Here is an 18,821-nt window from a genome sequence, read left to right as displayed (position 1 = left end):
GGGGGCAGTGAGCGACATGAATAAAAAACAGAAAATCAGAGATATGATGTTCTGCGTGGAAATGATGCGGAAACGGCGGCTGCACCCGGTATGGGCGAAGATGGGACTGATAGCCGGTCAGCCCCGGGTACTGTTTCAGTTGAGCCAGAAAGACAGAATCACACAGAAAGAGCTTTCTGATGCCTGCTGTATCGAGCCTGCGACACTGTCGAGGGCTTTAGATAGGCTGGAGGCCATGGGATATATCACCCGCAATGACAATCCGGATTGCCGGCGTTCGTTCTTGATTGAGATTACGGAGGAAGGGAAGTCCATGGCAGAGCAGGTCTGCCAGACATTTGCAGAGGTTGAGGAGCGGATGACGGAAGGGTTCTCAGCGGAGGAGATGGATTTGATGGAAAATATGCTGGGACGGATGTATGAAAATCTAAAATAAAAGCAGGAAAACATCCTGGCGGAGTATCGATAATCTGTCAGGATGTTTTTACACTACGAGTGTAAATTAATTAATAAATTGACAATAAAAATAGGATATGTTATAGTGGAAACAACAGACGGATGGAACATTAGGGGGGTGAGAGAACATGGGAGAGGAATACGGCAATAAAGGGATGCGTCAGGTGATTCGCGAGATATTTGGCACGGACCAGGTGGATGAACTGCGCGAGATTGCCAGGAAGGCGAGAAGCTACGACAAGATTATGAGCCGGCAGCGCCCTGTCAATGTCCGTGGGGCCGGCCGCCGTGGGAAGTTTATGGACGATGATGTGGACCTGATGATAGAGCTGTATCAACAGGGGAAGACCGTTCAGTATCTGGCGGAGTTTTTTGACACCAGCCGGCAGACGATTTATAAGTATTTGGCGTCAGAAAAGCGCTTTTTAGAAGACCCGTTTATAACTATGCGGATGCATTATCTCTATAAAGACCAGGTCTGCACGGTGATTGACGTGGATTTTATGCATAAGAAGATTTATATCAGGAATAAGACAAAGGATATTTTACATCGTGCTTTCGGCGTTCTGGAGGAGCCGACGTGGGAGGATTTTGAGGATTTCCTGGAGAGCCGGTGTTTTCCCAGAAGCCGGGCCAATTTAAAGAACATCCTGAGAGATATCGGGGTACCAAGCTACGACCCCCTCCAGATTATCGAGAAGACCGGGGGACGGATGGCGGAGGACCACCAGTGGATTCAGATATTTTATAAAGGGGATGATAAAGGAGGTGGAAATGATGGAGACGGTGATTCTTGACACCATGGATATCTTTGAGACGGCCGGACATTCCTCCAAGGGAAATCAGCTGAAGTGGAGACAGGGGGATATCTGGTACAAGGCGGACCACATGGGATATGAAGGACTGGCGGAGGTTGTGGTTTCCCGCCTTCTTCACCACACTTCGGCGGAGAACTTCGTACACTATGACCCAGTGCGGATTCAATATGCAGGACAGGAATACCTGGGGTGCCAGAGCCGGAATTTTCTGCTTCCTGACGAGGAGTTGATTACCATAGACCGGCTGTTTCGTCTGTATACCGGCCGAAGCATCACCAGAGAGATGGGGCGCATGACGTCCGTGCGGGAGCGGATTGTGTACCTGGTTGAAAATGTGATAGATTTTACCGGACTGGAGACATTTGGGCAGTACTTAACGGCGGTGCTGGAGCTGGATGCATTTTTCCTGAATGAGGACCGGCATACGAACAATATTGCGGTGCTTCGAAACGCCGGAGAAGACAAATACCGGCTTTGTCCATACTTTGACCACGGATTGTCTCTCTATTCCGATACAACCACGGATTTTAAGATGGAGCGGTCCCTTGTGGAGTGCCGGAAGATCGTAGAGGCAAAGCCCTTCAGCCGGGATTTTGATGAGCAGATGGATGAGGCGGAAGCAGTCTATGGAAAGCAGCTGAGCTTTCATTTTGATTCGAAGGTGATACGAAGAGAACTGGCGGCTTTGGAGGGAATCTATGAGGAGCCGGTGATACGGAGAGTGGAAGAGGTCTTGAACCAGCAGAGACATAAATACGAATATCTGTTTTCTTAGGTTGGTTACATGAAGGGAGAAAACCCGGCATAAGATACAGTAACAGACGTTAAGTGGATGTGGGCTATGCTGAACTATATATGGGCATTTATGATACTTGTGGGAGTTTTGTGGGGCGCTTTTCACGGAAATATAGGGGCAGTGACCCAGGGAGCGCTGGATTCGGCAGGCGAAGCGGTGACGCTGTGCATCACCATGCTGGGCGTCATGTCCCTGTGGACGGGAGTGCTGGAAGTCGGCGAGCGGGCTGGTCTGATCGAGCAGCTGTCCAAACGGATGAAGCCCATCCTGCATTTCCTGTTCCCCAGAATTCCAGAGGAACATCCGGCCAACGAGCACATCGCCACCAACATGATCGCCAATATTCTTGGCCTCGGCTGGGCCGCCACCCCCGCCGGCCTCAGAGCCATGGAGGCCCTGAAAGACCTGGAAGAAGAGCGCCGCACCCAGAAAAGTCATCATGTGGAGCGCGGCACAGCCAGCAATGAGATGTGCACATTCCTCATCATCAACATCTCATCCTTACAGCTGATTCCCATCAACATGATAGCCTACCGCAGCCAGTATGGCAGTATCAATCCCACCGCCATCGTAGGCCCGGCGCTGATTGCCACGCTGGTATCTACTGTTGTGGGAGTGATTTTTGTGAAATTGATGGATAGATCATAAAAGCGTTTTTTCCCACTCCGCCTCCTTAAACCCAATCAACACAAAATCATCCCCAATAATCAGCGGCCGTTTCACCAGCATTCCATCGGTGGACAGCAGCTCAAACTGCTCCTGTTCGCTCATGGATGGGAGTTTGTCTTTTAACTGGAGGTCTTTGTAGACGAGGCCGCTGGTGTTGAAGAATTTCTTTAACGGCTGGCCGCTCTTTTTGTGCCATTCCTGCAGTTCTGCGGCAGTTGGATTCTGTTCCTTGATGTGGCGGTCCTCATAGGAGACGCCGTGGGTGTCCAGCCATTTCTTGGCTTTCTGGCAGGTGGAGCATTTGGGATATTCTAAAAAAAGTATTGGCATATGTGTTTTCTCCTTTTATTTTTTGAATAGACGTTTTGAATTACATGATTCTTCTATATTCTATAACATGTCATGGGAAAAGAAAAGCAGCAATATATTAGAAGTAAGAATAAATAAGGACTGCTGATATCCCATGAAACTGATTCTGTATCTCTCAGATTATATGATTCCCTTAATTATCTTTTATATTATCGGTTTTGGTCTGCTTTCCAGGCGTCCGGTGTACGATGACTTTGTGGAAGGGGCTAAGGAAGGAGCCAGGACGGTGGCCGGCATTATGCCCACGCTTATCGGTCTGATGGTAGCGGTGGGCGTGCTGCGGGCCTCCGGCTTTCTGGATGCGCTGGCGGCCTTTCTCGGCCAGTGGACGGGCCATATCGGGTTTCCGGCCGAGCTGGTGCCTGTGACCCTGGTGAAAATGTTCTCCTCCAGCGCGGCTACGGGTCTGGCCCTTGATATCTTCAAACGGTTTGGGACAGATTCCTACTACGGACTTATCACTTCCATCATGCTCAGCTGCACGGAAACCATCTTCTATACCATGAGTGTCTACTTCATGACAGCGCGGGTGAAAAAGACCCGCTACACGTTGGCTGGCGCCCTGATAACCACATTGAGCGGCGTCATTGTGAGTGTAATTTTGGCCGGTATTATGGCCGGAAAGTGAGTGTTTATCAGGGGTTGCGGCCTGTTCATAAAAACGTAACATTTTTTACGCTTCCTTACGTTTCCCTTGCTTCGGTTGACCTTGGAGCGGCTCCAGGGTGTAGAGTAACGGTGTCAGCAAGAACAACAGACAGAGGTTGACCAGAGATTGAAAGGAGAAACGTAATATGAAAAAACAGACGAAATTATGGATGGTTCCGTGTGCAGCAGCAGCATTTACCATGGGCATGTCTATGATGTCTTTTGCAGCAACAGGATGGCAGGAAGACGGAGGTACATGGAGATACTATGACAACAGCGGCAGCCTGGTAACAGACGCTTGGAAGAAATCAGGAAACAGCATGTTCTACCTGGATTCCAACGGAGAGATGGCAAAGAGCCAGTTAATCGACTTTGACGGAAACTACTACTATGTAAACTCTTCCGGTGCAATGGTAACAAACCAGTGGAGAGAGATTGCAAATGAAGACTACTATGAGGAGGAAGCTCCGGAGTCCTACTGGTACTACTTCCAGTCCAACGGTAGAGCTTACAAGGCAAGCGATTCCGGCAACACCAGCTTCAAGTCCATCAAGAAGGCGGACGGCACGACCAAGAAGTACGCATTCGATGCGGAAGGAAGAATGCTGTTTGGCTGGGTTGGTGAGAACTCCGAGCGTATCACCGGTGAGGACGCATGGAGAAGCGGCGTGTTCTACTGTGGTGATTCCAACGACGGCGCACAGCTGAACAACCAGTGGGCAGAGCTTGACGTGGTAGACAACGATACTGACAGAATTGACTTCAATGATAAATACTGGTTCTACTTCCAGTCCAACGGTAAAAAAGTAAAAGATGCGAACAAGACCATCAACGGCAGAAAATATCAGTTCAACGAGGATGGCGCGGCAGAGTATGACTGGTACGAGAGACAGCTTGCTTCTACTTCCACAGCTTCCGGTTCTACCGCAAACATCTACTACAACGATCCTGACCAGTGCTGGCAGGCAAAGGGCTGGTTCAACGTAATTCCGGGACCGCTTGTAGACGAAGAGGCATATGAGAACGGCGATGCATACTGGTTCTACGCACAGAATGACGGAACTTTAATCAAGAGCCAGATTAAGAGCATCAACGGACAGAGATATGCATTCAACGAGAAGGGCATGATGCTTCACGGACTTTACAAACTGACCTTTGATGGTGATGGCAAGATTGATACCTACGATAAGATTGAGGAATTATCCGATATGCCAAACGAGGGTGATGAGAGCAGCGTTTACTACTTCGGAAACTCTCCGAAAGAGGGCGCAATGGCACTTGGAACCGCTACGATCGAGATTGATGGTGAGAAATATTCTTACTCCTTCAAGAAATCCGGTGAGAACAAGGGTGCCGGTATCGATGGTATCAGCAACGACATGATTCACGTAAAAGGTAGAATCCTGAAGGCTGACAAAGACGTAAGATACGAAGTAAAAGAGTACAACGACAAAGAGTACCTGGTAAATACCGCAGGTAAAATACAGAAGAACAGAAAGAACTTGAAGGATGCTGACGACAAATATTACAGCACCGATGCAGCTGGCGTGGTAACTTACAGCGGCTATGAAAAACAGTAATTATTTATCATCACAATAGATAATTAACACTCTTCTTTTTGAATTTGAAAAACAGGGGCGCTGCCGATTGGCAGCGCCCCTGTTAATGTTAATATTACCGTAAAATAGGAATATAGATTTCCAGATAAAAGATAAACGTACCGTCCTGCATCCCGTGCATCACATAATCAGAGACAACAATATCGCCGGCTTTTACCTGGTGTTCTTCCCCCCAGGCTGTCATGTTCCGAATCATTTCCATATCAGGAACCCGGCTCTGGGATTCTATGATTGTATACAGACATTCCGGTGTCTTCGTCTTCTCATAACGTTTTAAATCAAAGGAAAAGGGAAGTGTGTCCGTCAATTCCTCATATAGCAGCAGAGAAGACTGCTGAAACTCCGGTGTATCGGAGCCGGTTTTCCCGGGTATCCGGTAGGTGTCATAGGTATAAAGCATGTCAAACCCCGGCTCTTTCTGGGATTTGCAAAACCAGGCAATCACACTGTCCTGTGGGGAATCACAGGTCTCAATGATATAGGCTTTCGGGAAGCTCTTGAGAGAAATCCGGTTTAAGTTCTGCTCAATTTTCCGGCATTCCTCCTGAAATAAGTGCAGCCGGACCAATGCCTGCTGGTGTTTTAATATCTCTTCCTTTTCAGCCTCTATCTGCTGTTTTGTAATCTCCGCGGAGGTCTCAAAGGAATTGTCGTCTTTCCACAGGCTCTCAATTTCTTCAAGCCCGATATTCATCTTTCGGTGGTAGAAGATACTGGATAATGCGAAGATATCATCCTCCGAATAGTACCGGTATCCATTTTCTTTCTTTCGTACGGAGATAATTCCCTTCTTTTCATAAAAACGCAGCGTATCACGGCTGACACCAATCATGGCAGCCACGTCGCCGATGAGATATTCTTTCTTTTCCATGAAAATCGTACCTTTCTAACTAACTAAATTGCCCACACACTATTTAAAACACACAATTTCGCAAAGGTCAATCGTTGGGAAGAAATCGGAAGAAAAGAGTAATAATTGTCAGAAAATTGTTAAGAATTTTATAAGGATTTTATAGGTTGTCTTGTCCGGTAAAATCATGTATAATCGTAAGGAAACTTCAACATCGTATGGATGATTGTATGAAAGGATGAAAAGTGGATAGTTATATCACGCTGAACGAAGCGCTGGTGAATCTGTTTCACGATATCATGGATATCGAGGAGAAGGCCATCATCACCCAGGAGTTCAAAGACATTACCAACAATGACATGCACGTCATAGAAGCAATCGGACTGGGGGAACCCAAGAACATGTCTTCCATAGCCAGAGAACTTTCGGTTACGGTGGGAACATTGACGATTGCCATGAACAGTCTTGTCAAAAAGGGATATGTCATCCGGGAGCGCGGCAAAGAGGACAGACGTGTTGTTTATATCTCCCTTTCAGACAAAGGCAGGATTGCCTATGAGCACCATGCCAGATTCCATGAGGCCATGATTAAAGGCATCACAGAAGAACTGACACAGGAAGAGATGGAAGTTTTGATAAAAACGCTTACGAAGCTGAACCGATGGTTTCGGAGCTTTCAGGAGAACTAAAGGAGGCAGTATTTTTTATGAAAAAGATTACTATGTGTTTCGTAGGAGCCATGACGGTATTATCCTTGGCGGCATGTACTCCGACAGCACCGAAGGAGACACCAACCCAGCCCATAGAGACAGCTGAGACGAAGGATGGCAAGGCGGAGAAGGTACCGGACCCTAACGCACCGGAACTGGACCTTGTATCCATATATTCCGGCAACGATGATGCCACGGGACTTGTTATGAACATGGAAGGCATCGAGGAGCTGGACGCACAGCATATTGTAGATTTGCTGATTTCAGCCGGTGTTCTGGAAGAGGGAACGGTGGTGAACTCATTTGAGGTAGCAGGCGGCGAGAAAGCCGGTCCTGGCGTGGAAGCCGCAGAGGGTGACAGCGGTGAGAGAATCGGAACCCTGGATTTATCCAAAGTTCCGTCAAGTGGAACCTCCGGTGAGATGGTTATTCTTGGCTCCATCGGCAATACCTTTATTGAGAGCTTTGAGCTTGACAAGTTAAAACTGCTGGTAAATGGTGAAAATTACTCCAGCGGCCATATCGAGCATGGTGATGATGACTATCTGACCTTTATCACCAACTACGAGAAATTCTAACACAGACCATAAAAGAACCACAGCCTGATGAAAGCTGCGGTTCTTTTTATGTCCATTCGGATTGATTAATTCTTCTTCATATCATAAGTCAACAGCCAGGTCTTAAAATACGGCTCAATCACAGTAAAGGGCGCAGGCCCCATATCCAGCAGAAACGTGTGGAAATCCAGCAGGTTAAAATTTTTCTTCAAGGTGGACTGTGCCAGGTTTCTCATATTCACAATTTCCAGATACCCAACATAGTATTCCAAATAATTGGTGGGATTGGCGACCAAAGTGGAGTATAAGTCATCTACAATATTTGTCCCCTTCAAGTTATAATATTCTCCCAGATACTCAGCGACCTGTTCCTTCGTCCACCCATAATAATTGATATAAATGTCAAGGACCGCATGGAGTCCCAGACTGCAGGAAGCGTTGTGGGCCAGCACCTGGGCCAAATCGGAATCCATGGATTTATCCAGAGAGTAGGAATAATTCTCCACATAGAACGCCCACCCCTCGCTGTAACTGGAGAAGGAAAGCACCTTTCGAAGGTCATCCTTACATTTACTTGAGAAATACACCGTCTGATACAGATGCCCCGGATACCCCTCGTGGGCCAGTGTCTGAAACAGCTCCGCATTGGCGGACGCCGTCCCATTGTTAATATAGATGGTGTTATTCTGATAGCGGTCAATCGGAGGCGTCAGATAAAAGGCCGGGCTCAAAACGCTCTCCAGGGCCTCCGGCACATATTTAATCGTGTAGGAGCACTCCGGCAGGGCCGGGAAATCCGTCTGTATCTGTTTCGTCAGTCCATCGAGAATCTGAGCCGGCGATTCCTGCACAGCGGGACTGTCCGTCAGCTGATCCATAATATCCGGATTGGCCTTCAGAATCTTGGACATGGCAATCAAATCCGAATCCATCTGATTCTCAATAGCCGTCTTTAAATCATCCACTGTCTCATAAGTAGTTCCCGTAGCGGAATGGACCAGATACTCATAATACTCTTTCCCCCTTGGAAAATAACACATTCCCTTGTCATTGGTGCCGGTGCCCTTTAATTCCTTGAGTCCGTCAACTAACAACTGATAGGCCGGAATAAAATCCTCCCCAAGCACCTGGAGATTTCTGGCCGTGTAATCGTCAATTTCCTCCTGGCTCAAACCCGGTACCGTGGCCAGCCGTTCTGTAAATGTCTCCGACAGGAAACTGCGCTCCGGCGTCAGCAGATACCCTTCACAGGACTGGATAATCCCGTCTATCCAGGTGTCTGACATGGAAAGCCCCGCATCAGCCCGCTCTTTTTCAAAGGCAAGAATCTGGGCATAATACTCATCGGTCTGGGCCAGCAGCCCTAAATAATCCTCCACATCCTGCTTATCATAAAATATGTATTCGGATAACAGCACCGGCAGCTGTGCTTGAATCCCGATGGTGGGTCCCAGCGGCTGATAATAAAGCTCCATTCCCTCCGAAGACAGCTCCGTGTTGTAGGAGTCGGCAAGAATCCGGTAAGTTACCTGCTGTTCATCGGTGAGCAGATTGACCGAAATTGCGTCGAGAGCCGCCTTCTCCTCCTTCATTTCCTGCATCTGCTGTTTCATGTGCGCCAGGGAGAACTCTCCAAAGCCCACGGGGCAGTCCTTGATACCGTAGGACTCCGGGTCGGCCAGCGTATAATGCAGGTCCAGGGATGACTGGGTGATGCGCTGCTCAAAGAGATTGCTGCATAATTCATCAAATGCTTTCTGGGCATCCAGTGTTTCTTTTTTATATACTTCGTAGTCTTGCGGAGTAGTCACTTCCGTGGACTGGACACCGTCCGGCACAATGCCGCCGCGGGAACAGCCTGTCACGAGAATGATTGTCAGCAGGAGCGCGATAATTCTTCTGTACGAATGCCATTTTTTAGGGTTCATAAGCAAATCCTCCGTTTTCCTATTATAGATTATATTACCAGTAAAGACAACTATTCCAAAAAACTGCTATCTTACGCCCTTCCTGTCTTGACAAACCCTGGCCTTATCATTAAACTAAAAGCTATATCATAAAGCCGCGTACAAAAGGTTTGTGAGCATAAGAGGAATGAAGAGAAGAGGAAAAAACATGTGTAGAAATTGTGGAAAACCATATTATATCACCACGGCGATAGCCTATACATCCGGCAAGCCGCATATCGGGAATACTTACGAGGCCATTCTGGCAGACAGCATCGCCCGCTACAAGAGAGAGCAGGGCTATGATGTCTTTTTCCAGACAGGAACTGACGAGCACGGCCAGAAAATCGAGTTAAAGGCGAAAGAGGCGGGAATCACCCCCCAGGAGTTCGTGGACGGCGTTGCCTCCCAGATTCAGGGCATCTGGGATATGATGAACACTTCTTATGACAAATTCATCAGAACCACCGACAAAGACCACGAGGCCCAGGTTCAGAAGATATTTAAAAAATTATATGACCAGGGTGATATCTATAAAGGATATTACGAGGGACTTTACTGCACTCCCTGCGAGGCATTCTTCACAGAATCCCAGTTGGTGGATGGAAAATGTCCGGACTGCGGACGGGAAGTACAGCCGGCCAAGGAGGAGGCATACTTCTTCAAGATGAGCAAATATGCGGACCGTCTGATTCAGCATATCAACGAGCATCCGGAATTTATCCAGCCGGTGTCCCGCAAGAACGAGATGATGAACAACTTTTTACTGCCGGGCTTACAGGACTTGTGCGTGTCCAGAACCTCCTTCACCTGGGGAATCCCGGTGAGCTTTGACCCGAAGCATGTGACCTATGTGTGGCTGGACGCACTGACTAACTATATCACCGGTATCGGCTATGACTGCGACGGAAACAGTACCGAACAGTTTGAGAAGTTATGGCCTGCCGATTTACATCTGATTGGAAAGGACATTATCCGCTTCCATACGATTTACTGGCCTATCTTTTTGATGGCTCTTGATCTGCCACTGCCCAAGCAGGTATTTGGACATCCGTGGCTGTTACAGGGCGACGGCAAGATGAGCAAGTCCAAGGGAAATGTTCTCTATGCGGATACTCTGGTTGATTTCTTCGGCGTGGACGCGGTCCGCTACTTCGTGCTTCACGAGATGCCGTTTGACAACGACGGCGTGATCTCCTGGGAGCTGATGGTGGAGAGAATGAACTCCGATTTGGCCAACGTGCTGGGGAACCTGGTGAACCGCACCATCTCCATGAGCAACAAATACTTTGGCGGTGTTGTGACCGACTCCAAAGTTTCCGATACCGTGGATGAGGATTTGAAGGCCGTCGTGCTGGAGGCAGTGAAGAAAGCCGACGACAAGATGGAGAAACTCCGTGTGGCCGATGCCATCAGCGAGATTTTCAACATTTTCAGAAGAAGCAACAAATATATCGATGAGACTATGCCATGGGCGCTTGCCAAGGATGAGGCGCAGAAGGGCCGTCTGGAGACCGTGCTTTACAATCTGACGGAAGCCATCACCATCGGCGCATCCCTGCTTGAATCCTTTATGCCGGATACATCCGCCAGAATTCTGGCGCAACTGAACACGAAGAAACGCTCCTTAGAGGAGATGGAGACCTTCGGCCTGTACCCGTCAGGGAACCGTGTAACCGAGAAACCGGAGATACTCTTCGCCCGCATGGACTTAAAAGAAGTGATGGAAAAGGTGGAAGCCGTGCAGGCGGCACAGAGAGCCGAGGCGGGAGAAGCTGAGAGCGGCGAGGCAGCTTCGGAGGATGTGATTGACATTGAGGCCAAGCCGGAGATTGAGTATGAGGATTTTGCAAAGCTTCAATTCCAGGTAGGTGAAATCATCGCCTGCGAGGAGGTGCCGAAGTCCAAGAAGCTTCTCTGCTCCCAGGTTCGCGTTGGCAGCCAGGTGAAGCAGATTGTCAGCGGCATCAAGGCTCATTACAGCGCCAAAGAGATGGTTGGCAAAAAGGTAATGGTTGTGGTAAACTTAAAACCAGCGAAGCTGGCAGGAGTATTGTCAGAAGGTATGCTGCTGTGTGCGGAGGATGCGGACGGGAATTTATCCCTGATGACACCGGAAAAACCGATGCCGGCAGGAGCAGAAATCTGTTAATCTCACAGAAACAGGACTGAGCAGCAAATCACGCGCTCAGTCCTTTTAACTCATGAAAAATACGAGGTAGCACAGGATGGAAGAACACAGATTAGCCCGCTTTCAGGTCTTAAGCGGCAATGGACTGAAAATGATTGCCATTGTAACCATGCTGATTGACCACATAGGCGGAATGGTGATTGAGCCGGGGATTTTGCGCAACTATGACGCCAGCACCATTATGAACACGCCGGAGCTTTTCAAGTGGATGCAGATTGATACGGTGCTGCGCACCATCGGACGGCTGGCATTTCCCATCTTCTGCTTTTTGATAGTGGAGGGATTTCTTCACACCAGAGATGTGAAAAAATACGCTCTGAGGCTGCTGGCCTTCAGTTTCCTGTCGGAGATACCGTTTAACCTGGGTCTTTTCGGGACGGTCTTCAACGCTCAGTACCAGAATGTGTACTTTACGCTGTTTCTGGGACTGCTGGCGTTGATTGGGCTTCAAAAGTATCAGGAGTCTTTCTGGAAACGGGCGCTGGTGCTGATGGCGTGCTGCGGGGCGGCCGTACTGCTTCGCACGGACTATGACGCGTTTGGCGTGTTTTTCATCGCCCTTCTCTATCTGCTTCATGACAATAAGATGATGCAGACGCTGCTTGGCTGTGTCAGCCTCTATTGGGAGGCGGCGGGAGCGCTGGCATTTATCCCGATTAATATGTACAATGGAAGCAGAGGAAAATGGAATTTAAAATATTTGTTTTATGCGTTTTACCCGGTGCACATTCTGGTGCTCTGGGGAATCCGCACCATATGGCTGGGATAGGCAGGAACAGGAGAAACTATGATATTTGACACACATGTGCACTATGATGATAAAGCGTTTGAGGAAGACAGGGAGCAGCTGCTGGAAAGTCTGCGGGAAAATGGAATCGAAGCGGTTGTGAACATCGGAGCCAGCATCCGGACTACCCAAAATACGCTGGAGCTGATGGAGAAATACCCCTTTGTGTATGGCGCCGTGGGCGTTCATCCCAGCGATACCGGGGAGCTGGACGAGCGGCAGATGGAATGGCTGAGAGAGGTATCCGCCAGAGAAAAGGTGGTGGCTATCGGCGAGATTGGACTTGATTACTACTGGGATGAGCCGGATAGGGCGATTCAGAAGCGCTGGTTTATCCGGCAGCTGGAGCTGGCCAGAGAGGTGAAACTGCCCGTGGTTATCCACAGCCGGGACGCGGCGAAGGACACGCTGGATATCATGAAGGAGAAGAAGGCCCAGGAGATTGGCGGTGTGATTCACTGCTTTTCTTACGGCGTGGAGATGGCCAGAGAGTACCTGGATATGGGCTTCTACCTGGGGATTGGTGGTGTGCTGACCTTCCAGAACGCAAAGAAATTAAAAGAAGTGGTGGCTTACATGCCGATGGACAGGATCGTTCTGGAGACCGACTGTCCTTATCTGGCGCCGATGCCCAACCGGGGGAAACGGAATTCTTCTTTAAATCTGTCTTATGTGGTGGAAGCAATCAGCAGTATCAAAGATATACCGGCTGAGGAAGTGATTGAGATCACCAACCGGAACGCAAAGAAGATGTACCGGCTGGCATAATATACCGCCGGGAAGATGGAGGACATGAATGGCAAGTTTAGGCAACCCTAAAAATACCATAGAAATGATACAGAAATACGAATTCGCCTTTCAGAAAAAGTTTGGGCAGAATTTCCTGATTGACACCCACGTGCTGGAGAAGATTATCGACGCGGCCGGGGTGACAAAGGAGGATATGGTTCTGGAGATAGGTCCAGGTATCGGTACCATGACCCAGTATCTGGCGGAGAATGCCAGACAGGTGGTGGCGGTGGAGATTGACAAAAACCTGATACCCATTTTGGAGGAGACCCTGAAAGAGTATGACAATGTCACCGTGCTGAACGATGATATCCTGAAGGTGGACATAGGCCGGCTGGCGGAGGAATATAATGATGGCAGGCCCATCAAGGTGGTGGCCAACCTGCCCTACTATATCACCACACCCATTATCATGGGGCTCTTCGAGAGCAATGTGCCCGTCGACAACATCACGGTCATGGTTCAAAAAGAAGTGGCAGATAGAATGCAGGTAGGACCGGGGAGCAAGGACTACGGCGCCCTGTCCTTAGCAGTCCAGTACTATGCCGAGCCTTATATCGTGGCCAACGTGCCGCCCAACTGCTTTATCCCCCGCCCCAATGTGGGCTCGGCGGTTATCCGGCTGACGAGACATCAGGAGCCGCCGGTACAGGTGAAGGATTCGAAGCTGATGTTTAAGCTGATACGGGCTTCCTTCAACCAGCGGAGAAAGACCTTGCAGAACGGACTGAACAATTCACCGGAGATATCGTATACCAAAGAGCAGATTATTGCAGCCATCGACAGTCTGAGCGTGTCCCCCACCATAAGGGGCGAGGCATTGACCCTGGAGCAGTTTGCCTGGCTGTCCAATTATTTATCAGATGTATCCCAATAAGGAGTGATACCCTATGTCCGACTCATTAATTACAAAGAAAGCCATTGCCGGCGCTCTGAAAACAGTGTGTAAGGAGAAGGCCTTTGACAAGATATCCATCGCGGATATCACGGCGGCCTGCGGGCTGAACCGTCAGACCTTTTATTATCATTTTCAGGATAAATATGAGCTTCTCAGCTGGATCTATTACAATGAGAATTTTTCGCTGATTACGGAAGATATCAGTTTTGAAAACTGGAATGAGAAGATTTTTGAGATGCTCCGGATTATGGTGAGGGAGAAAGCATTTTACATGAACACCTTAAAGGAGCAGGAGAAGACGTTTGAGAGCTACCTGTTTGACATGGCGAAGGCGCTGTTTCTGGATGCGCTGGAGCTTCTGGATGTGGGCGGCAAGCTGGCGGCCGCGGAGAAGGAATTTGACGCGGAGTTTTACGCTTTTGGAATCTGCGGCGTGATTATGTCATGGGCGGAGCGTGGGATGAAGATTGCACCGGAAGTGGTTTCCCTGCATCTGAAAAGCCTGGCTTCTGACACGGGCCAGATTGCCCATATCAGAAACCAGGCTCTTCAAAATATGAATCAGGACAAGTGATTCATAATCCAGCTGATGCAGTCTTCTTTCGAGCAGGAAGTGATGACCTGAAGCAGGGTGTCATACTGGTAGGCGCCTTCATTTCCGGACGGATTGAATCGCAGCAGCATTTCCTGGATATTCCTGGCTGCACGGTCAGGAGACTTTTTCTGGTTTTTTAATAGATGAAGCAGCGCGGTTTTCAACATCGACTCCCGCAAATGACTTTCTAAGGACATAATAAGACCTCCTTGCTGATACTTATTTTAAGAAAATTTTTATAAAATAGCGATAGACAAAATTGGAAAACTGTCTGGTTTTACGACACTCATCATGGGGTGTCGTTTTTTTTGACATTTAAAAATGCTTGTATAAAGACTTTGACCGAAAATTGTGTTAGGATGATTGCATCAGCAGAAAACAGGAAAGACTTAAGGATAACAAAAAACGCAGACACATAAAATCAACAGACATGTATCAGATGAAAATGATGAAAAGGAAAGGATGTCAGTTATGGGAAAGAAATTACGTACATTAGTTAAGGTTGGAGCAGTTGCGGCAGGCGCCGGCGTGGCGGGAAAAATCATCAGCGATTCCAGGAAGAAAGCCATGAAGATACAGAAGGAAGAGAGTATTGAGGCCGATTTGTCTTCCAGAGATTATGCTGGAAACCAGGCTTATTTTATCGGCGGCGGTCTGGGAAGTATGGCCGGTGCGGCTTATCTGATTCGGGACTGCAAGTTCCCGGGGGAGCAGATCACCATCTACGAGGGCATGCACATTCTGGGCGGCAGCAACGACGGAATCGGGACGCCGGAGGGCGGCTTCGTGTGCCGCGGCGGCCGTATGCTGAATGAGGAGACCTACGAAAATTTCTGGGAGCTGTTCCGTACCATCCCGTCTTTAGACCAGCCGGGCAGAAGCGTTACCGAGGAGATCTTAAACTTTGACCATGCGCATCCTACCTGTGCCAAGGCCCGTCTGGTGGATAAGAGTGGCAAGATTCTGGATATCAAGAGCATGGGCTTTAACCAGAGCGACAGGATGGCTCTGCTGAAGCTGATGACCACGGATGAGACGAAGCTGGATGACATGACCATCGAGCAGTGGTTCTCCGATACCCCTCATTTCTTCGAGACCAACTTCTGGTATATGTGGCAGACCACTTTCGCATTCCAGAAATGGAGCAGCTTGTTTGAGTTCCGCCGCTACATGAACCGGATGATATTCGAATTCAGCCGTATCGAGACGCTGGAAGGTGTCACCAGAACACCGCTTAACCAGTATGACAGCGTGATCCGCCCGCTGGAAACTTATCTTCGCGGCCAGGGCGTGAAATTTGTTGAAAATTGTACCGTTACCGATATTGATTTCGCGGAGGGCGACGGCATTACCGTGCAGACGCTGTATTTAAATGACAACGGTGAGGAGAAGCAGGTAGTATTAAAGAGCGGTGATATCTGTATCATGACCAACGCCTGCATGACCGACAGCGCAACGCTGGGCGATATGCACACACCGGCGCCGGCACCGGAAGAAAAACCAATCTCAGGGGAGCTGTGGGCGAAAATTGCGGCCAAGAAATCCAACCTGGGCAATCCGGAGCCGTTCTTTGGAAATGCCCACGAGACCAACTGGGAGAGCTTTACCGTAACCTGCAAGGGCGACAAACTGCTGAAAGTCATCGAGAACTTTACGGGAAATGTTCCAGGAAGCGGCGCGCTCATGACCTTCAAGGATTCCAGCTGGCTGATGAGCAGCGTTGTGGCCGCCCAGCCGCATTTCAGAAACCAGCCTATGGATGAGACGATTTTCTGGGGTTACGGATTATATACGGATGCAATCGGGGATTATGTGAAGAAACCGATGAAAGACTGTACGGGCGAAGAGCTGCTGACCGAGTATCTGCATCATCTCCATCTGGACGAGGAGAAGATTCAGGAATTGATGGCCACGGTTGTCAATGTGATTCCGTGCTACATGCCATATGTCGATGCCCAGTTCCAGCCGCGCAAGATGACTGACCGGCCGGAAGTGATACCGCAGGGTTCGACAAACTTTGCCATGATAAGCCAGTTTGTGGAGATTCCGGAGGATATGGTATTTACGGAGGAGTATTCCGTGAGAGCGGCACGTCTGGCGGTCTACGGCCTGATGGGTGTGGACAGGGAAGTTTGTCCGGTGACTCCTTACGCGAAGGACCCGAAGATTTTGATGAAAGCAGTGCAGACGGCTTACCGCTAAAGGCCGCCGGCAATAAAAGTGATGGAACGATAAAAAGCCCGGGTGGAGGCAGATGCCTGACACCCGGGCTTTTTGGCGGCTATTTTTCGTCACTGTCGATATCACATGCAATGCGGAAGCTTTGGATAATCTGTTCCATACACTGCATTTGTTTCGGTGAAAATGAATCACACAGCGTGGAAAGACGCTCACTGTCACGTTCGTTTGGCGTCCCAAGCAGGATATAGTCGGTGCTTACTTCCAGTGCACGGGAGACTTTGACGATATTCTCTGCCCGCATATTTTTGATTCCTCTTTCCACACATGCAAAAAACTGATGAGAAACGTCGGCTTTCTCGGCGGCCTGTTCCTGAGTCAGATTTAGTTGTTTCCTTCTAGCTGCAATTCTTGCGCCAACTTCAACGCTGAATTGGTTCCTCTTTTGTGATTCCTGCTCCATAGGCATATCTCCCTCAGTATAATGTTACTTATAGCACTATTTTAGTAACAAATGGTATAATTTGCTATTGCCGTTGAAGATATTGTGTTGTACTATTAGTACATGGGTATTCGAGGCGATTTTTCGCCTTTCAAGAAGAAATAATAGGAGACTGCACCTGATGGTGGAACAGATGAACATATGGAATATCTGGGCGTTTGCCGGTCTGATTATCATAATGGCGTTTCCGCTGATAATCAGTATCGTAACGTCTTTCAGACATAGAAAATGGCAAAAACAGCAAAATCTTCAGCGGGCCGCGTGGGAGGAAGACCAGAAGCGGCAGCAGGAAGAAAAAACGAAACAAATGCTTGAGTTAAAGCAGCGGATGATGGCTCAATTCAAAAGCTCCGGCTGGCTGAACAGAGTGGCCGATACGATCTGCCAGGAGAAACGGCCGGCCAACAGAATCGAACTGTGGGAGAACCAGCTTATCCTGGAAACGGAAGAATCGTGCGAGTTTTATCCGCTGGATATGTTTGGTCTCGAGCAGCCGTTGTCAAAAATGGAGACGTATTACGCCAACATGGCGCTGTTTGATGTGATACGCACAAGAACAGCGTGTTATTATTATCTGGAGGACAACGGTCTTCACTGTGAGATAATCCGAATACGTTAAAAACCATCCCGGAATCATGTTCCGTATTCCGAGATGGTTTTTCTATGAATTTGTTAACGCATTATTTAGGCATTTTGGACAGAGCCGCTTCGTCAGCCACGATGATGACATCGTTGTGAAGCTGAAGGATGGAAGCCGGTACATGAGGGGTAATCGGTCCGCACAGCGCATCGTGAAGAATCTGGGCCTTGTCTTCTCCGCTGACAACCATGAGGATGGTTCTGGCTCTCATGATGGTCTGGATACCCATGGTGTATGCCTGTCTCGGAACGTCGTTGATATCGGCGAAGAACCGTTTGTTGGCCTCGATGGTGCTCTCCTGTAAGTCAACACAGTGTGTCAGCTTCGGGAAGGTATCCTCCGGTTCGTTGAAACCGATGTGTCCGTTGTGGCCAAGGCCGAGAAGCTGTAAATCAACACCGCCCATGCTCTCGATAACCTTGTCATAGCGGGAGCATTCCTTCTCGCTGTCCGGCTCGGTTCCATCGGGAACGTTGGTATTATTTAAATCAATATTGATATGTTTGAAGAAATTGTTGTACATAAAATAGTAGTAGCTCTGGTCGTTATCTTTTGTGAGGCCCTTGTACTCATCCAGGTTCACGGATTTAACCTGAGAGAAATCCAAATCTCCCTTTTCGTACCATTCAATCAGCTGCTTGTATGTACCGATTGGGGAAGAACCCGTAGCCAGTCCCAGTACGCAGTCAGGTTTTAAAATCACCTTTGCAGAAATAATGTTGGCTGCCTTTCTGCTCATGTCGTTGTAATCCTTAGCTCTGTAAACCCTCATTTTACTACCTCCATATTACATTGAAAAAAAT

21 protein-coding genes are annotated in these 18,821 nt (G+C 48.7%); 15 read left to right on the top strand and 6 right to left on the bottom strand.

Annotation, left to right across the window (positions count from 1 at the left end):
* Positions 1–16 precede the first annotated feature (16 nt).
* The 4 genes from HMPREF9473_RS25265 (at position 17) to HMPREF9473_RS25250 (ending at position 2,718) form a co-directional block, all read left to right on the top strand.
* Positions 17–436 carry a MarR family winged helix-turn-helix transcriptional regulator gene (locus HMPREF9473_RS25265; protein WP_006783069.1) on the top strand — a complete coding sequence of 140 codons (420 nt, stop codon included), beginning with the start codon at positions 17–19 and terminating at the stop codon, positions 434–436.
* A gap of 148 nt (positions 437–584) precedes the next feature.
* Positions 585–1,253 (top strand): helix-turn-helix domain-containing protein, encoded by a 669-nt coding sequence (locus HMPREF9473_RS25260; protein WP_006783068.1) that lies wholly within the window; start codon positions 585–587, stop codon positions 1,251–1,253.
* Positions 1,231–2,049: a hypothetical protein gene (locus tag HMPREF9473_RS25255; protein ID WP_006783067.1), complete on the top strand. Its 819-nt coding sequence runs from the start codon at positions 1,231–1,233 to the stop codon at positions 2,047–2,049. Before HMPREF9473_RS25260 ends, HMPREF9473_RS25255 begins: the two co-directional genes overlap by 23 nt.
* Before the next feature lie 66 nt (positions 2,050–2,115).
* Entirely contained in the window at positions 2,116–2,718 is a 603-nt protein-coding gene (locus HMPREF9473_RS25250; RefSeq protein WP_006783066.1) for a hypothetical protein, read from the top strand.
* Here HMPREF9473_RS25250 and HMPREF9473_RS25245 read toward each other — a convergent pair.
* The gene (locus HMPREF9473_RS25245; RefSeq protein WP_006783065.1) at positions 2,713–3,069 is read right to left on the bottom strand and encodes an arsenate reductase family protein; all 357 of its coding nucleotides are present in this window, start codon (positions 3,067–3,069) and stop codon (positions 2,713–2,715) included. The two genes, HMPREF9473_RS25250 and HMPREF9473_RS25245, sit on opposite strands and share 6 nt — an antisense overlap.
* Before the next feature lie 133 nt (positions 3,070–3,202).
* Between HMPREF9473_RS25245 and HMPREF9473_RS25240 the strand changes: the two genes are divergently transcribed.
* Positions 3,203–3,736, top strand: coding sequence for a spore maturation protein (locus HMPREF9473_RS25240; RefSeq protein ID WP_006783064.1), 534 nt, complete (start codon positions 3,203–3,205; stop codon positions 3,734–3,736).
* Positions 3,737–3,902: 166 nt separating this feature from the next.
* Complete coding sequence (locus HMPREF9473_RS25235; protein ID WP_006783063.1) at positions 3,903–5,336, top strand: hypothetical protein; 1,434 nt, start codon at positions 3,903–3,905, stop codon at positions 5,334–5,336.
* A 94-nt stretch (positions 5,337–5,430) separates the two neighbouring features.
* Here the strand turns inward: HMPREF9473_RS25235 and HMPREF9473_RS25230 are convergent, their stop codons facing one another.
* Positions 5,431–6,246, bottom strand: a complete 816-nt coding sequence (locus tag HMPREF9473_RS25230; RefSeq protein WP_006783062.1) for a MerR family transcriptional regulator — start codon at positions 6,244–6,246, stop codon at positions 5,431–5,433.
* 224 nt (positions 6,247–6,470) lie between these two features.
* Here HMPREF9473_RS25230 and HMPREF9473_RS25225 point away from each other — a divergent pair, with 224 nt between their 5' ends.
* Positions 6,471–6,914, top strand: a complete 444-nt coding sequence (locus HMPREF9473_RS25225) for a MarR family winged helix-turn-helix transcriptional regulator (protein ID WP_006783061.1) — start codon at positions 6,471–6,473, stop codon at positions 6,912–6,914.
* Between the two features lie 17 nt (positions 6,915–6,931).
* Positions 6,932–7,513 (top strand): GerMN domain-containing protein, encoded by a 582-nt coding sequence (locus tag HMPREF9473_RS25220; protein ID WP_006783060.1) that lies wholly within the window; start codon positions 6,932–6,934, stop codon positions 7,511–7,513.
* A gap of 65 nt (positions 7,514–7,578) precedes the next feature.
* Here the strand turns inward: HMPREF9473_RS25220 and HMPREF9473_RS25215 are convergent, their stop codons facing one another.
* On the bottom strand, positions 7,579–9,420 hold the full coding sequence (locus tag HMPREF9473_RS25215; protein ID WP_006783059.1) for a DUF885 domain-containing protein: 1,842 nt from the start codon (positions 9,418–9,420) through the stop codon (positions 7,579–7,581).
* 187 nt (positions 9,421–9,607) lie between these two features.
* On the opposite strand from HMPREF9473_RS25215, the gene metG reads away from it, so the two are divergent.
* The 5 genes from metG (at position 9,608) to HMPREF9473_RS25190 (ending at position 14,677) form a co-directional block, all read left to right on the top strand.
* Positions 9,608–11,590, top strand: a complete 1,983-nt coding sequence (gene metG / locus HMPREF9473_RS25210) for a methionine--tRNA ligase (RefSeq protein WP_006783058.1) — start codon at positions 9,608–9,610, stop codon at positions 11,588–11,590.
* Between the two features lie 76 nt (positions 11,591–11,666).
* Positions 11,667–12,398, top strand: a complete 732-nt coding sequence (locus HMPREF9473_RS25205) for a TraX family protein (RefSeq protein ID WP_006783057.1) — start codon at positions 11,667–11,669, stop codon at positions 12,396–12,398.
* Between the two features lie 18 nt (positions 12,399–12,416).
* Positions 12,417–13,184, top strand: a complete 768-nt coding sequence (locus HMPREF9473_RS25200; protein ID WP_006783056.1) for a TatD family hydrolase — start codon at positions 12,417–12,419, stop codon at positions 13,182–13,184.
* A 28-nt stretch (positions 13,185–13,212) separates the two neighbouring features.
* Positions 13,213–14,082 (top strand): 16S rRNA (adenine(1518)-N(6)/adenine(1519)-N(6))-dimethyltransferase RsmA, encoded by an 870-nt coding sequence (rsmA, locus tag HMPREF9473_RS25195; protein WP_006783055.1) that lies wholly within the window; start codon positions 13,213–13,215, stop codon positions 14,080–14,082.
* Between the two features lie 13 nt (positions 14,083–14,095).
* Positions 14,096–14,677 carry a TetR/AcrR family transcriptional regulator C-terminal domain-containing protein gene (locus tag HMPREF9473_RS25190; protein ID WP_006783054.1) on the top strand — a complete coding sequence of 194 codons (582 nt, stop codon included), beginning with the start codon at positions 14,096–14,098 and terminating at the stop codon, positions 14,675–14,677.
* Here the strand turns inward: HMPREF9473_RS25190 and HMPREF9473_RS25185 are convergent.
* The gene (locus tag HMPREF9473_RS25185; RefSeq protein WP_006783053.1) at positions 14,665–14,895 is read right to left on the bottom strand and encodes a hypothetical protein; all 231 of its coding nucleotides are present in this window, start codon (positions 14,893–14,895) and stop codon (positions 14,665–14,667) included. The two genes, HMPREF9473_RS25190 and HMPREF9473_RS25185, sit on opposite strands and share 13 nt — an antisense overlap.
* Positions 14,896–15,169: 274 nt before the next feature.
* Between HMPREF9473_RS25185 and HMPREF9473_RS25180 the strand changes: the two genes are divergently transcribed.
* Positions 15,170–16,900, top strand: a complete 1,731-nt coding sequence (locus HMPREF9473_RS25180; protein WP_006783052.1) for an oleate hydratase — start codon at positions 15,170–15,172, stop codon at positions 16,898–16,900.
* A 79-nt stretch (positions 16,901–16,979) separates the two neighbouring features.
* Here the strand turns inward: HMPREF9473_RS25180 and HMPREF9473_RS25175 are convergent, their stop codons facing one another.
* Entirely contained in the window at positions 16,980–17,339 is a 360-nt protein-coding gene (locus tag HMPREF9473_RS25175) for a helix-turn-helix domain-containing protein (RefSeq protein WP_006783051.1), read from the bottom strand.
* A 160-nt stretch (positions 17,340–17,499) separates the two neighbouring features.
* Here HMPREF9473_RS25175 and HMPREF9473_RS25170 point away from each other — a divergent pair, with 160 nt between their 5' ends.
* Entirely contained in the window at positions 17,500–17,997 is a 498-nt protein-coding gene (locus tag HMPREF9473_RS25170) for a hypothetical protein (protein WP_006783050.1), read from the top strand.
* Positions 17,998–18,058: 61 nt separating this feature from the next.
* On the opposite strand, the gene nagB is transcribed toward HMPREF9473_RS25170, so the two are convergent.
* Positions 18,059–18,790 (bottom strand): glucosamine-6-phosphate deaminase, encoded by a 732-nt coding sequence (nagB, locus tag HMPREF9473_RS25165; protein WP_006783049.1) that lies wholly within the window; start codon positions 18,788–18,790, stop codon positions 18,059–18,061.
* Between the last annotated feature and the right edge of the window lie 31 nt (positions 18,791–18,821).

It is taken from the genome of Hungatella hathewayi WAL-18680 (genome assembly GCF_000235505.1).
Classification (GTDB): domain Bacteria; phylum Bacillota; class Clostridia; order Lachnospirales; family Lachnospiraceae; genus Hungatella_A; species Hungatella_A hathewayi_A.
This window is presented reverse-complemented; position numbering and strand designations above follow the sequence as displayed.